The sequence below is a fragment of the Pseudarcicella hirudinis genome, from assembly GCF_900115665.1.
GTDB lineage: Bacteria > Bacteroidota > Bacteroidia > Cytophagales > Spirosomataceae > Pseudarcicella > Pseudarcicella hirudinis.
The window spans coordinates 26996-41126 of sequence record NZ_FOXH01000022.1 but is presented as its reverse complement, the minus strand read 5'-3'; the positions used below and the strand labels follow the sequence as shown (position 1 = coordinate 41126).

Annotated in this window: 12 protein-coding genes; 10 read left to right on the top strand and 2 right to left on the bottom strand. The window is 39.8% G+C overall.

What is annotated here, in order from left to right; all coding sequences use genetic code 11:
• The first annotated feature begins 102 nt into the window (after positions 1-102).
• The 10 genes from BM179_RS24175 to BM179_RS24130 all read left to right on the top strand — a co-directional run bounded on the left by BM179_RS24175 (position 103) and on the right by BM179_RS24130 (position 13293).
• Positions 103-2730, top strand: coding sequence for an exo-rhamnogalacturonan lyase family protein (locus BM179_RS24175; protein ID WP_143095316.1), 2628 nt, complete (start codon positions 103-105; stop codon positions 2728-2730).
• Positions 2731-2869: 139 nt separating this feature from the next.
• Positions 2870-3460 carry a TetR/AcrR family transcriptional regulator gene (locus BM179_RS24170; protein ID WP_092019728.1) on the top strand — a complete coding sequence of 197 codons (591 nt, stop codon included), beginning with the start codon at positions 2870-2872 and terminating at the stop codon, positions 3458-3460.
• 57 nt (positions 3461-3517) lie between these two features.
• A complete protein-coding gene (locus tag BM179_RS24165) occupies positions 3518-3745 on the top strand; it encodes a hypothetical protein (protein WP_092019727.1) in 228 nt (75 codons plus the stop codon).
• Between the two features lie 6 nt (positions 3746-3751).
• Positions 3752-5017 (top strand): MFS transporter, encoded by a 1266-nt coding sequence (locus BM179_RS24160; protein ID WP_092019726.1) that lies wholly within the window; start codon positions 3752-3754, stop codon positions 5015-5017.
• Positions 5018-5269: 252 nt separating this feature from the next.
• Positions 5270-6658, top strand: a complete 1389-nt coding sequence (locus BM179_RS24155; RefSeq protein ID WP_092019725.1) for a glycoside hydrolase family 88/105 protein — start codon at positions 5270-5272, stop codon at positions 6656-6658.
• A gap of 149 nt (positions 6659-6807) precedes the next feature.
• Positions 6808-7191 (top strand): SGNH/GDSL hydrolase family protein, encoded by a 384-nt coding sequence (locus BM179_RS24150; protein ID WP_143095315.1) that lies wholly within the window; start codon positions 6808-6810, stop codon positions 7189-7191.
• 27 nt (positions 7192-7218) lie between these two features.
• Positions 7219-8364, top strand: a complete 1146-nt coding sequence (locus BM179_RS24145; RefSeq protein WP_092019774.1) for a glycoside hydrolase family 88/105 protein — start codon at positions 7219-7221, stop codon at positions 8362-8364.
• 61 nt (positions 8365-8425) lie between these two features.
• Positions 8426-9223, top strand: coding sequence for a rhamnogalacturonan acetylesterase (locus tag BM179_RS24140; protein ID WP_092019773.1), 798 nt, complete (start codon positions 8426-8428; stop codon positions 9221-9223).
• Positions 9224-9461: 238 nt separating this feature from the next.
• Positions 9462-11756 carry a TonB-dependent receptor gene (locus tag BM179_RS24135; RefSeq protein WP_092019723.1) on the top strand — a complete coding sequence of 765 codons (2295 nt, stop codon included), beginning with the start codon at positions 9462-9464 and terminating at the stop codon, positions 11754-11756.
• A 163-nt stretch (positions 11757-11919) separates the two neighbouring features.
• Positions 11920-13293 carry an HmuY family protein gene (locus BM179_RS24130; protein ID WP_092019722.1) on the top strand — a complete coding sequence of 458 codons (1374 nt, stop codon included), beginning with the start codon at positions 11920-11922 and terminating at the stop codon, positions 13291-13293.
• 109 nt (positions 13294-13402) lie between these two features.
• Here BM179_RS24130 and BM179_RS24125 read toward each other — a convergent pair whose 3' ends face one another.
• Positions 13403-13741: a HepT-like ribonuclease domain-containing protein gene (locus tag BM179_RS24125; RefSeq protein ID WP_092019721.1), complete on the bottom strand. Its 339-nt coding sequence runs from the start codon at positions 13739-13741 to the stop codon at positions 13403-13405.
• Entirely contained in the window at positions 13731-14033 is a 303-nt protein-coding gene (locus BM179_RS24120) for a nucleotidyltransferase family protein (RefSeq protein ID WP_092019720.1), read from the bottom strand. The genes BM179_RS24125 and BM179_RS24120 overlap by 11 nt, the downstream gene beginning before the upstream one ends.
• Between the last annotated feature and the right edge of the window lie 98 nt (positions 14034-14131).

Genomic DNA, 14131 nt, shown 5'->3' with positions numbered 1-14131 from the left:
TAGGGTGGATTTGAAGTCTGCCCTTTTTATTTTCATGATTTTATGTCTGAAACTTCAATTTTCCAAAGGGCAAAACATAGCATTCTGAGTATTGTTTTGTGTATGAGCATAACAGTAAAATCTGCTGAGGCCCAAAAAATCGAACCGATAACGCTTAAATGGTTAGGCGGGAAAGCACCTCAGAATCCTATCGGGGTTAGCTGGGGAGTTCCTTTCGGGAAAGGCCAGGTAAAACCCGGACAATCCCTGACGCTGAGCAATTTAAAAGGAGAGAAACTGCCTTTGCAGTCCTGGACTCTTGCCTACTGGCCGGATGGTTCTGTGAAATGGCTCGGACTGGCAACTGTAGCTGGGGGTGAATCTGCTAAGACTTTACAATTATCTTCGGACAATTTGAAAAAATCTGTAGACGGGACACTTAAAATTGCAGAGAAAAAGAACATTTTTGAAATAAATACCGGAATACTTACCTGCCAGATTCCGAAAAAAGGCACTTTCATTTTAGATTCTCTTAAACTTAACGGAAAACTGGTTGCCAATGCAGGGAGACTTACGGTAATTTCTCAGGATGGTCCTGATGCGGAAGATTTTAATTCTCCGGTAAAGCAGTTGAGTCAGAGTGAAATAACCAGCGTTAAAATAGAACAGTCCGGTCCGGTGAGAGCAGTCGTGCATATAGAGGGAATGCACAGAACAGAAACAGGAAACAAAAGCTGGCTTCCTTTTCATGTTCGTTTGTATTTTTATGCCGGACAGGAGCATATCAGAATGGTTCACAGTTTTATTTTTGACGGAGACGATCAGAAAGATTTTATAAGAGGTTTAGGGGTCTTTTTTAATGTACCTATGAAAGAACAGATGCATAACAGGCATGTGCGTTTTTCAGGACAGGAAGATGGGATTTGGGCAGAACCTGTAAAAGTACTGACAGGCAGAAGGGTTTTGAAGAAAGGAGACAGGCCAGTTTATGAAGACCAGTTTTTAGGCAAACCTTTGCCAAATCAGGAAGAATTTGATGAAAAAGGTCAGAATCTTATCAAAGACTGGGCAAACTGGAACGATTACAAACTGATGCAGAATTCTGCGGATGGTTTTACAATCCAGAAAAGAACTAATTCAAAAAGTGCCTGGATTGATGCAGGAGGCGGGAAAAGAGCTTCTGGTCTGGGATTCGTCGGAGATATTTCAGGAGGATTGGGAATAGCGGTCAAAAATTTCTGGAAATCATATCCCGCAGCTTTGGAAATCAGAAATGCAACTTCCTCAAATGCTGAATTAAGAGCCTGGCTTTGGTCGCCATACGCTGAGGCAATGGATCTGAGACATTACGATACTACTGCTCACGGACTCGAAGCAAGTTATGAAGATGTACAAAAGGGTTTTAGTACTGCCAATGGCGTAGCCAGAACTTCAGAATTAATGTTATTTCCTTCAAGAGAGGTTCCGTCTCATGAATTATTAGCTCAGCAAGCTCAGTTTAGTAATCAGCCCCCTCTGCTTGCCTGTACCCCGGAGTATTTGCACAGTGTTTCCGCCTTTGGCATCTGGAGTTTACCGGATCGCTCAACTGCCGGCAAACGATGGATCGAAGGTGAATTGGATAAAGCGATTTCTTTTTATCAGAAAGAAGTGGAGCAACGGCATTGGTATGGATTCTGGAATTATGGGGATGTAATGCATACTTATGACAGCGTCAGGCATACCTGGAGGTATGACGTAGGAGGATTTGCCTGGGCAAATACAGAATTAGTACCTGATATGTGGCTATGGTATTCCTATCTCAGATCCGGAGACGCTGATATTTTCAGAATGGCGGAAGCAATGACTCGCCATACATCTGAAGTTGATGTTTACCACCTGGGTAAATTTGCCGGATTAGGTTCAAGACATAATGTGAGGCACTGGGGATGTGGGTCAAAGGAAGTAAGAATCAGTCAGGCCGCACTGAAGCGATTCTATTATTACCTTACTACAGACGAAAGAACAGGAGATTTGATGGAGGAAGTTGCCAATGCAGATGATGCTCTGGAGAAAACAGATCCGCTGAGGTTGATTTTACCCCCTTCAAAATATCCGACACATGCCCGTGTTGGTCCTGACTGGATTGCATTGGTCGGCAACTGGATGACACAGTGGGAGAGAACCGGAGAAAAAAAATGGCTGGATAAAATTAATGCAGGCATCGGCAGCTTTGCCACAATGCCTTATGGTTTTTATTCGGGTGTGGCAGGAGCTTTTGGATATGATCCGAAAGATAGTAAAATGTATCAGCTGAATCCGGGAGATCTTGGAGTTTCTCATCTTACAACCCTGATGGGAGGAGCCGAAATCGGATTTGAGCTGAGTAAAAGTATCGACAATCCGGACTGGCAGAAATTGTGGCTGCAATACTGTGAACTATATGGTGCACCTAAAGAAGAAGTGAAACGGGTGTTTGGAAAAGAACAACAGCTTGAAACGCCCGGAACACATTTTTCCCGTTTACCCGCATATGCTTCCTATGTTAAAAAAGATAAAAAACTGGCGGAAAAAGCCTGGAACCAATTTTTAAAAGGTTCTGTAAAGCAGTTTGAAACTAAAAAAATTGAAGGATCGCAGGTTTTGAACCCCATTCAGGAAATTCCTGCAATCTCAACCAATAATACTGCGCAATGGTGTCTGAATGCCATAGAATTACTCGAGTTGATCGGGAAAGATATGCCTGAAAATAATCCCCTCTGGAATAAATAATTAACCTTTCTATAGCTACCGTGGTGTTGTCAGAATGAAAATCTGATGGCATCACGGTTTTTTATTTAACAGATTCTTTCAATAAAATAACCTTAATGTTTGTAAAATAAACAAACGTTCATTTATATTTGTGCTAAATATGAGAACAAGAGACGAAAATAAAGAATTGATTGTCAGAGAAAAAGCCCTTGAAATGCTGGTATTACAAGGGCTGGATGGTTTCAGCATGCAAAAACTTGCAAAAGCTGCCGGAGTTAGTCCGGCAACACTTTACATCTATTATCAGGATAAAGAAGATTTGATTTTGAAATTGGGTATTCAGGAGGGAAAACGACTATCCGAGGCAACTTTAAAGAATTTTTCTCCGGAAATGAGTTTTGCCGATGGCCTGAAAATCCAATGGATAAACCGTTCGGGGTTTTGGCTGGAAAACAAGCAATCGTACGATCTTTTTGAGCTTCTCCGAAATTCTACTTATCGGGAAAAAATTTTTGCGGCAATAAATGTGGAGTTTAGAGCCATTATGGGGCAGTTCGTCAGAAATGCTATACAAAAAGAGGAACTTATTCCTTTAACTTTGGAAGTTTATTGGTCGATCGCTTTTGCACCTTTACATAATCTTATCCGATTTCATAACGATGGCCGCAGTGTGGGCGGCAGGCCATATACTTTTTCGGAAAAGGATATGTGGGAAATGTTTGCTCTGGTATTGAAAGCATTGAAACCATAAACCATGACTGAATTCCTGATTAGAATCTCTTGAAAAACAACAAAATGAAATTATGCTATGACCTCTTACTTAGAAATACTCGTATTTAAAACCAACATCCGCTTTAAGAAAGAAGTGAAAATGGTTGGTAACTGGCTCAATACCCATCCTTCAGTGCTGAAATGGAATATTGACCTCGAAGACAAGGATTTGGTTCTCAGGGTGGAAGCCATGAAAATCAGAGCCCATGAAATTATCCAAAACATAAACCTTTTAGGTTTTTTCTGTGAAGAATTAACCGACTAATAAAAAATGGAAAAAAAATCAGGCGAACAATCGCCGGCTAATCAAGGATTTACAAAATATCAGGTTACTGTTATCGCACTCCTTGCTATCGTTCAATTTACTGTCATACTTGACTTTATGGTAATGTCTCCGCTGGGGGATATTCTGATGAAATCTCTTAAAATTGTTCCAAAGCAATTCGGACTTGTTGTGTCTGTTTATGCTTTCAGTGCAGGTGTTTCAGGGCTTCTTGCGGCAGGTTTTGCTGATAAGTACGATCGTAAAAATTTGTTATTGTTCTTCTATACAGGTTTTGTTCTCGGAACATTACTTTGCGGAATTGCACCGAATTATCACATGCTTTTATTTGCCAGATTAATCACCGGCTTATTTGGAGGCGTTATGTCTTCCGTAAGTATGGCAATTGTGGCGGATTTATTCTCTATTCACCAAAGAGGGAGAGTAATGGGATTCATTCAGATGTCATTCGCCGGAAGTCAGGTTTTAGGTATTCCGATCGGATTATTTTTTGCAACAAAATTCGGATGGCATTTTCCGTTTCTGATGATTGTGGCAATAAGCCTGGTTTTAGGATTAGCGATTGTAAAATTGCTGAAACCTGTCAATAAGCACCTTTTGGAGAAACATACTTCAAACGCTTTTTTGCACCTGAAAACCACTATTTCCCGGAAAGATTACCTGAAGGCATTCCTCACTACAGGTCTGCTTTCAATCGGAGGATTTTTGCTGATGCCTTTCGGAACAGCATATCTCGTGAATAACGTCAGAATATTACAGACTGAATTGCCTGTAATTTATATGGTTGGTGGAATCTGTACAATGATTGTACTTCCGATAATCGGTAAAATGAGTGATAAAATCGGGAAATATAAAATTTTCGTCGGTGGATCAGTATTGGCCATGATTACGATCATTATATTCACCAATTTGCAGGAATCACCGCTTTGGCTGGTAGTTTTAATCAATTCGCTTATGCTGGTTGGTATTATGTCCAGAATGGTTCCTTCAACTGCCCTGATGAGTGCTATGCCAGAGTTGAAAGACCGTGGTGCATTTATGTCAATCAACTCTTCATTACAACAGATAGCAGGAGGAATTGCTTCTGTAATCGCCGGATTAATCGTAGTACAAGAAGATGGCGGAAAATTACTGCATTATAATATCTTAGGTTATATTGGGATTTTCGTCATGATTATCTGTGCGATCCTGATGTATTTTATCAACAAACATGTTGCAATGAAACTAAAAGAGAAAGATTTAATGGCAGTCTAGAATGTTGTCTTTCAGAGATAAGTTTTATGAAAAAGGAGACCCGCCCAGGTCTCCTTTTTGTTTACAGGCTAAATAGGAGACGGTTTGAGTAAAAAATCAGGAAATAACGCTTTCCAAAAATAAATACCTGAAATTTTAGGCAGGTGCGGACGGTACAGGACGGACTTACTGTTTATGATATTTATCTTTGACAAAATTGTACAAAACTTATTTGCAGTATTTTCAGAAACCCCTTATCAATTATAAATACCAATGAAACCAGTACGAAGCATTTTCCGGAAAGTAAAGTATGCCGCATTTTTGTCAACCCTGATGCTTGGCAGTTCCACGGCTGCTTTTGCCCAGAAAAATGTTACAAAGTCGAATGACTCCAATACCCCGCTGCACCTGATTCAGCCGGATTATCCTGTTCCTTACGGTGTAGTGAAAGCGGAGGATGTGAGTAAGGTATTGAGCAGAATACATACTTATCTGAACGGAGTAACCCCCACTGAATTTGTAAATGTTAAAACGGGGGAAGTTGTATCCGATTTATCTAAAATTGATGAAAATACGGCCTTGAAGAAAGGTGATTTCAGACTGGTAAGTTATGAATGGGGTGTTACTTACGGAGCCATGTTGCAGGCTTCAAAAGCTACCGGCGATCCTAAGTTTAAGGAATACACTGAGAAAAGACTGAAATTCATCGCAGATGCCATTCCGTATTTCAAAAAGACAACAGAAGAACATGCCGATTGGGGTACAAAAGGCCCTCTGAAAGGATTATTAACTCCTCATGCGCTGGATGATTGTGGTGCCATGTGTGCTGCAATGATTAAAGCAAGCAGAGAGGGAAGTAAAAATAACTACCGCCCGCTCATCGATAGCCACATAGATTATATTCTGCATAAAGAATTCAGGCTAAAAGATGGAACATTAGCCCGTAATCGCCCGCAGAAAAATACCTTATGGCTGGATGATTTGTTCATGGGTATTCCCGCCCTTGCACAAATGGGAAAACTTACCGGCGATACTAAATATTATGATGAAGCAGTTAAGCAGGTTTTGCAGTTTTCTGCCAGAATGTTTAACAAAGAGAAAGGCGTTTACATGCATGGCTGGGTAGAAGGAATGAGCGAACACCCTCAGTTTCACTGGGCAAGAGCTAATGGCTGGGGAATTCTCACCAAAGTAGAACTTCTGGATGTTTTACCTGAAAACCACCCGGGGAGACCTAAAATTCTGGCCTTGCTGAAAGCACATGCCAAAGGACTGGCTTCATATCAGTCCGGTTCAGGTTTCTGGCATCAGTTGCTGGATAAAAATGATTCTTATCTTGAAACCTCAGCAACGGCTATTTATGCTTATTGTTTTGCCAAAGCTATCAATAAAGGCTGGCTCGATCCGCTTGCTTATGGACCTGCTGCTTTACTGGCATGGAATGCTGTTTCTACCAAAGTAAATGACGAGGGACAGGTGGAAGGTACTTGTGTTGGAACAGGAATGGGTTTTGACCCTGCATTTTATTATCACCGTCCGATTAGTCCATTCGCAGCACATGGTTATGGCCCGGTTATTCTTGCAGGTTCTGAAATAATTAATTTGTTGAAAAACAGTCAGTTTGAAATAAATGACAGTTCTGTTCAATTGAAAAAACAGTAAATCTTTTCTTCTTACTGTTTTCCTGTCTCAGCGATATTTAAAAGCATGAAATTCCCTAGATTTATATTAATGATGGTGGCTTCGGCCACCATCAATGCCCCTCTTTTTGCCCAAAAAACGGTATTAATTTTGATGAAAAAGGGTATCTGGTGAACACGCTGGGCGATTTTCCCGCTGCCATGCGTGAAACAGCCAGAGAGGAAAATGTGGAAATGATTGACCTGAATGTCATGAGTAAGACGCTTTTTGAAGCATTAGGACCGGAAAAGTCTGCCAGGGCTTTTGTTCACTATCCCTCAGGAAGTTTTCCCGGTCAGGAAAAAGAGCTTAAAGATGATACACATTTTAGCAATTACGGAGCTTACCAATTGGCAAAATGTATTGTGCAAGGTTTGAAAAACAACAGATCCGGTCTTTCAGACTATTTATTGAAAGATTTACCGGAATTTGGCCCTTCTTGCCCTGACGCAGTTGAATTTTGGGATTTTCCCCACAGCCCATTGGTAAATGTGACAAAACCTGATGGAAATTGATAAAACACTGCAAAAAATCTAATGAATATGATACGAGAAAGAAAACAGATTCTGTGTCTGATTTTGACCCTTGCCGTTTCCCTGACAGGAACAGGGTCTTTTGCCCAAAAACTTCCTGCCAGAAAAGAAATCCTTTCTGCTATGACTTTAGCGAACAGTTATTTCATGCAGAAATGGCCGGATACAGGAATGCCGATTACTACTAATAAAACCCGGCCAAGTAATATCTGGACAAGAGGCGTTTATTATGAAGGATTAATGGCGCTGTATCATACAGATCCGCAAAAACAATATTATGACTATGCCGTTTCCTGGGCTGAAAATCATAAATGGGGTTTAAGAAATGGAATCAAAACCAGAAATGCAGATGATCAATGTTGCGGGCAGACTTACATTGATCTGTATCTTATCGACAAAAAAGAGGAAAGAATCCATGATATAAAAGCTTCGATGGACAGCCTTGTGCTAAGCCCTAAATGCAGTGACTGGACCTGGGTAGATGCTTTGCAGATGGCAATGCCGGTTTTTGCCAAACTTGGTACAATTTATAAAGATGACAGGTATTTTGAGAAGATGTACCTGATGTATAATCATACCAAAACAGTGGAAGGAGGAAAAGGTCTGTTTAATCCGGCGGATGGACTTTGGTGGAGAGATAAAGACTTTGTTGCTCCTTACAAAGAACCGAACGGACAGGATTGCTATTGGTCGAGAGGAAATGGCTGGGTATTCGCTGCTTTGGTAAGAGTACTGGAAATTATGCCCAAAAATGCACCACATCGTTCGGAATATGAGCAAATGTACCTGACTATGGCAAAAGCTTTATTACCTGTTCAGCGGGAAGATGGATTTTGGAATGTAAGTCTGCACGATGCTTCAGATTTCGGTGGGAAAGAATTGACAGGAACGGCTCTCTTTACTTATGGTATGGCCTGGGGAATTAATAATGGGTACCTGAATGCAAAAACTTACCGTCCGGTTGTCTCCAAAGCCTGGAATGCTCTGGTAAAAGATTGTGTACATACCAATGGTTTTCTTGGCTGGGTCCAGGGAACAGGAAAAGAACCCAAAGATGGACAACCACTTTCCTATGACAAGATTCCTGATTTTGAGGATTATGGTTTAGGCTGTTTCCTTCTTGCAGGGACCGAGTTAATAAAATTGAAGAAATAAGTTTTTGAATAAACATGGAATTTCCTGCTTCCGGCAAGAGCATCCTGTTGATAAATTTAAAATGATGAGTCATCTGCAAAAAAATAATCAAAGATTCTTTCTGTTTCTGATACTCTGTATCGGCGTAACAGCTTCTGCTTTTCTGACAAAGCCCAAACCAGTCATGTATATTATCGGAGATTCAACTGTAAGAAACGGAACCGGCAAAGGAGGTGATGGCTTATGGGGTTGGGGAAGTATTATTCAGGATTATTTTGATACAACCAGAATTCATATTGAAAATCACGCCATCGGTGGCAGGAGCAGCCGTACTTTTCTTACCGAAGGCAGATGGGAGAAGATTTTAGCTAATCTTAAAGAAGGTGATTATGTTCTGATGCAATTCGGACATAATGATGGTGGCGCAATAAATGATACCTCAAGAGCAAGAGGGTCAATTAAAGGAGTTGGAGAAGAGATGGTTGAAATTGATAATTTGCTGACAAAAAAGCATGAAACTGTACATTCTTACGGATGGTATATGAAAAAATACATCAGTGAAGCCCAAAGCAAAGGAGCTATTCCTATTGTTTTCTCACTTGTGCCCAGAAATGTCTGGAAAGAAGGAAAAGTCCAGAGAGGAAATGAGGATTACGGCAAATGGGCTGCTGAATCCGCACTTGCTTCCAAGGCATTGTTTATTGATCTGAATGAAATTGTAGCACAGAAATATGAAAAACTTGGTGAAGAAAAGGTCAGAGCTTTTTTCCCGAAAGATCATACACATCCCAACTATGAGGGGGCAAAATTAAACGCCGAATCTGTAGTTGAAGGAATAAAAAATACCTCTTCCGGACTCAGAAAGTATATTCTTAAGTAACGGAACCCCGTTTTCTCAGAGCCGCTCATAAGCAAAGCTGAAATTTTCTGCTTTCTTAGGGCGGCTTTTTTTGTTAATAAATTGCTTTTCAGGCTATTATGACTAAGACCAATTTGCTTTCTCTGTTTTCAAGCAATTAAATTTTTACACTATTATTTGTAATCGTTCTAAATTATACACTATCTTTGTTTATAATTTATATTTAGTCTAAATAATAATAAAATAGCAATATATAGGAATGAGATATTTATACATACTTTGTGTACTGGCATTTTGCAGCATTTATTCAGCATCAGGGCAGGACGACAAAGGAAAACTTAGTGGAAAAGTTTTATCAGCAGAAGGTAAACCAGCGGTCGGAATATCTGTGCTGATCAAAAATACTCCCTGGGGGCAGTCGACGAAAGAAGGGGGTGATTTTTCCATGACGGCTCCGGCCGGGACTTACACTTTATTAGTGCAAGGGGTTGGTTATCAGCAGATATCAGTTCCGGTAACTGTAAAAAGTAACCAAACGACGTTTGTCGGAGCAATTGTTATTCAGGAAAAATCCGAATCATTGGATGATGTAGTTGTGACAGGGCAATTTACCCCGCAATCTGTAAAAAATTCAGTTTATCAGGTTAGAACGATCAGTCATGAACAAATCCGTTTGCGTGGTGCAACCAATGTACAGACGATTCTGAATACTGAATTGGGAATGCGTTTTTCAAATGACCTGACGTTAGGAACGAGCGATGTACAGTTAATGGGGATGTCCGGACAAAATGTAAAGGTACTTTTAGATGGTGTTCCAATGGTGGACCGGGGTTCAACCAGAGAGAGTATCGGACAAATAGATATCAATACGATAGACAGGATAGAAATTGTTGAGGGCCCGATGTCTGTAAATTATGGGTCAGATGCATTAGCCGGAGTAATTAACATTATTACAAAAAAGGGAGAAAGCGGTGCTAACTGGACGCTTAATGCCAGAGTTCAGGAAGAAACGGCCGGCTCGGAATATAATGCATTTCAGAATAATGGAACACATATTGAAAATATCGGTAGTTCCTGGCAGAAAAACAGATGGCAGGTATCAGGAAATCTGACCAGAAATTTTTTCGGCGGCTGGCAGGGGTTAAGTACAGGCAGGGTTAAAGAATGGATGCCTAAAGAACAATGGCTTAGTACAGCAGGATTCAGTTATAAAACAGCGAAATTTTATGGATGGTATCGTTTTAATGGTGCTGATGAAACCCTGAAAAGTTTTGGAAATACTTACACGAATACTCAGACAGGAAACTTCGCTGCGACTGATCAGTTTTATATTACAAATCGCTGGTTCCACCAATTTCAGGGAGAATACACCGTAAATGATAAATTGAGCCTGACTGGTGCAGCTTCTTATACAGATTATAGCAGAGAAACGCAAACGACTGATATTGATTTGATTACGGGTAGGAGAACTCTTTCTCTCAATCAGGGAACTCAGGATAAATCAATTTTTAATACCACTTTTGTGCGGATTACAGCCCAGCATAAATTTAGTTCAGCGGTTTTTCTGCAACATGGTATTGATGTGAATCTCAACGGAAGTTCAGGTGCAAGAATTGAGGGTTCCCCTACCATCAATGAATATGCCTACTTTGCTTCAACAGAGATAAAGTTTTCACCGGGAATTAATATTCGTCCCGGTTTCAGAATCCTGAAAAACTCAGTTTACGATGCGCCACCGATTATTCCTTCCATCAATACGAAATTCGTACTGGCAAAAGGACTTGATTTACGCATAGCTTATGCACGGGGATTTCGTTCGCCGGCCTTGCGTGAATTGTATTTTACTTTCTTCGATAGCAATCATTCAATCAAAGGAAATACTAATCTCAAAGCTGAAAGTTCAAACAGTACAAATGCCTTCCTTTCATATCAGGTAAAAGAATCGGCTACTTTAAAAATCAATACTGTTTTAGGCGTTTATTATAATGTTTTCAACAATTTGATTACGATAGGAACCGATCCTAATGATCCTAAAGTATCAACCTACCTCAATGTCGATAAAAACAAAACGGCCGGACTTACCTGGAACAACACGATTTTCTGGAACAACCTGCAGGCAACGGTCGGTGTTTCTCATATCGGAAGATATAACCAGTTTTCAGCTACAGAAAGTTTACCGGAATTTGTATGGTCGAATGAAATCAATACCAATTTACGGTACGTATTTCCTGAAATCGGAACCAGTCTGAGTGTTTATTACAAATACACAGGAAAATACCCGAGTTATCAGTCAGTTACCACAGATGCAGGTGTTCAGACCCGTTTGGCTGAGACTTCAGGATTTCATACCTCTGATGTCACAATCAATAAAACAGTCAATAAATATATTTCAATAGTAGGAGGGGTAAGAAACCTCTTCGATGTTACTCGTGTCAACAATACGGCGGTTGATACCGGAGGTGCCCACAGTTCAGGCATCGGTGCAATTCCGATGTCATACGGAAGATCATTCTTTTTTGGATTGACTGCGCAGTTTTCTAAGAACCAGAAATAAGATAATCCATATTAAAAACGACATTAATAATCTCCTGTAAAATCAGGAACAGGAAGGCTATTGCCCCCAAACTAAAGAAATACCTGATTTTGTATGAAACGGGGCTGCTTCCAGAGATTTGAGTAGAAAGAAAATAAATTTTAAAATAAACATAATTCATAAAATGAACAGATTGATCAACAGAATTTTTCTTGTATTCTGCGTAGTTGCTATCGCAGCATGTAAAAAAGATGAACCAGCTTTACCGGATAATTTATTGGCTTTTGGTGCTGCTACACAAGGCTTCGACGGAGAAGAAACCACTATTAAACTATCTTTAAGCAGAAATGCAGACGCTGCTGTACCAGTTACAATTTCATTGACTCCTGCAATCCTTACATATGGAAAAGAGTTTACTACTGAACCGGCTGCGGTAAGTAATACATTAACAGTAACAGTTCCTGCCGGCCAGTCGAGCGTGTCTTTTAAAGTAAAGAAAGCGGCAAACGTATTTTTAAACGGTGATGAAAGCATCCAGTTTAAAATTCAGACCGTAGGTACTCCGGTACTGAAAGGTTTGAATACTGACTTAAAACTGAGCTTTGCTGCGATTACTTCAACGGGAAGTAAATTGACATTGGAAGGAAAAACAGCTGAATCAAATTATACAAACACGGTTTTTGCAGATTTGAGTGCAAATGCTCAAACACCTGTTAACAGAAAAAGCTGGAATCTTGGTTTTTATAATGGCTCTGCATTCAGAGTTATTCTGAACCCTGGTTATCAGTCTTCAGCGGTACCGACTACCAAAACTGATATTGCAGCCGTTACTTTAGCAGATGCTGAAACAGTAGCAAATCTTGATTTTAGTCCGGGTGGAGACGGAACATTAGCTTTGGTTGACTATTGGGACGGGGATCTTACTAAAACGGTTTTTGCAGAAGTTTCTGCAACAGAATCGGAAAACAAAGTGTATCTGGTAAGTTTTGAAGGAAGTAAAACCAAAGATAAATGGTTTAAAGTAAAAGTTTCACGCAGTACAGCAGGAGGATATAAAGTTCAATATGCAAGAATTGGTGAAACAGCAATAAAAACAATCGAAATTGCTAAAAATGCTGATATGAATTTTAGTTTCCTTTCTTTGGAAAATGCGGCAACAGTAGCTGTAGAACCAAGAAAAACGAGCTGGGATATTGCCTGGGGATACAGTACTTCTAATGCAGGAACTACCCCTCCGACGCCTTACTGGTTCCAGGATTTTGTGTTGCTGAATAGTGTTGGTGGTGCTGAGGCGGCGGAAGTATTGGAAAGTTCGGTAACTTATGATGCTTTTGCCAAAGCGAACGTAGCTGCTCAGACATTTTCAAAAAGCCGCGATGCGATTGGCAGCAAATGGAGAGTTACCAGTGGTGCAACTTTAGGGATCAGACGTGATCGTTTTTATGTGGTGAAAGATCCACAGGGGAATATTTATAAATTAAGATTCGTGAGCATGGGTATTGGAAGTGATGGAGGAGAAAGAGGAAAACCGGTAATCGAATATGCTTTGGTTAAATAAACTGAAATATCAAACAAATAGAGCGACACTAATTCAGTGTCTCTCTATTTGCTTTTACTATTTATGCTACAGAGTATGGATGGAGAAAGTCGCTGTTATGGACAGTACTTTATTTTTCTTTTAGAAACTCCCCGACTTGGATTTTCAGTTCTGGTAATTCCCGGCAAACAATTGTCCATATTACTTCATCTGAAATATTGTCGTAACTGTGAATAATTCGATTTCTTGTTCCAATAATATTTTTAGTATCTTTTAGTTGAAAGTTACTATCTACTTTCAATATCCGATTAACCGCTTCGCCTATTATTTCCAAATTTCGTTCAACCGCTTTCTTTGTTTTTAAATCCTCTTTGTAAGCGATGAAATCTCTTTTGTCTCCAAGAAACAGAAATATTTCTTCAATACTTTGTTGAATATCCAGTAGCCATGTTTTGATTTTAATATCCATAAATTTTCACTTTGGTATTTTCCAGATGCTGTCTGAATATTCTGTTTTTGATAGCCCTTTCTTCAAGTAAGTCAACCTGTCTTTTAAGTATTTCCTCAAGTTTAGATTTTAAATTGAAGTATAGATCGGTGTATTTGAAAGGGTCTTTCTCGTCAAAGTCAACTACTAAGTCTATGTCTGATGACTCATTAAAATCATCTCTTATCACAGAACCAAAGGCAAATAGAGATTTAACGCTATTTGCCTTACAAAGTTCCTGAATCTTTTCTATTTTAGGTTCGTCAATTTTCATACTCAAAAATAACTCTTTGAAACCAGTCCGCCAAATAGTATTCACCACGACATTTTGGGCTTGCCAAAGAGTAAGATTTTAGTACTAATTATTCATAA

What these genes read in the sequence shown, in the direction of transcription:
- BM179_RS24130 (WP_092019722.1), top strand. Translation starts at nt 11,920, where the DNA reads ATGAACAGATTGATCAACAGAATTTTTCTTGTATTCTGCGTAGTTGCT.
- BM179_RS24120 (WP_092019720.1), bottom strand. Translation starts at nt 14,033, where the DNA reads ATGAAAATTGACGAACCTAAAATAGAAAAGATTCAGGAACTTTGTAAG.
- BM179_RS24160 (WP_092019726.1), top strand. Translation starts at nt 3,752, where the DNA reads ATGGAAAAAAAATCAGGCGAACAATCGCCGGCTAATCAAGGATTTACA.
- BM179_RS24170 (WP_092019728.1), top strand. Translation starts at nt 2,870, where the DNA reads ATGAGAACAAGAGACGAAAATAAAGAATTGATTGTCAGAGAAAAAGCC.
- BM179_RS24155 (WP_092019725.1), top strand. Translation starts at nt 5,270, where the DNA reads ATGAAACCAGTACGAAGCATTTTCCGGAAAGTAAAGTATGCCGCATTT.
- BM179_RS24175 (WP_143095316.1), top strand. Translation starts at nt 103, where the DNA reads ATGAGCATAACAGTAAAATCTGCTGAGGCCCAAAAAATCGAACCGATA.
- BM179_RS24135 (WP_092019723.1), top strand. Translation starts at nt 9,462, where the DNA reads ATGAGATATTTATACATACTTTGTGTACTGGCATTTTGCAGCATTTAT.
- BM179_RS24125 (WP_092019721.1), bottom strand. Translation starts at nt 13,741, where the DNA reads ATGGATATTAAAATCAAAACATGGCTACTGGATATTCAACAAAGTATT.
- BM179_RS24145 (WP_092019774.1), top strand. Translation starts at nt 7,219, where the DNA reads ATGATACGAGAAAGAAAACAGATTCTGTGTCTGATTTTGACCCTTGCC.
- BM179_RS24165 (WP_092019727.1), top strand. Translation starts at nt 3,518, where the DNA reads ATGACCTCTTACTTAGAAATACTCGTATTTAAAACCAACATCCGCTTT.
- BM179_RS24140 (WP_092019773.1), top strand. Translation starts at nt 8,426, where the DNA reads ATGATGAGTCATCTGCAAAAAAATAATCAAAGATTCTTTCTGTTTCTG.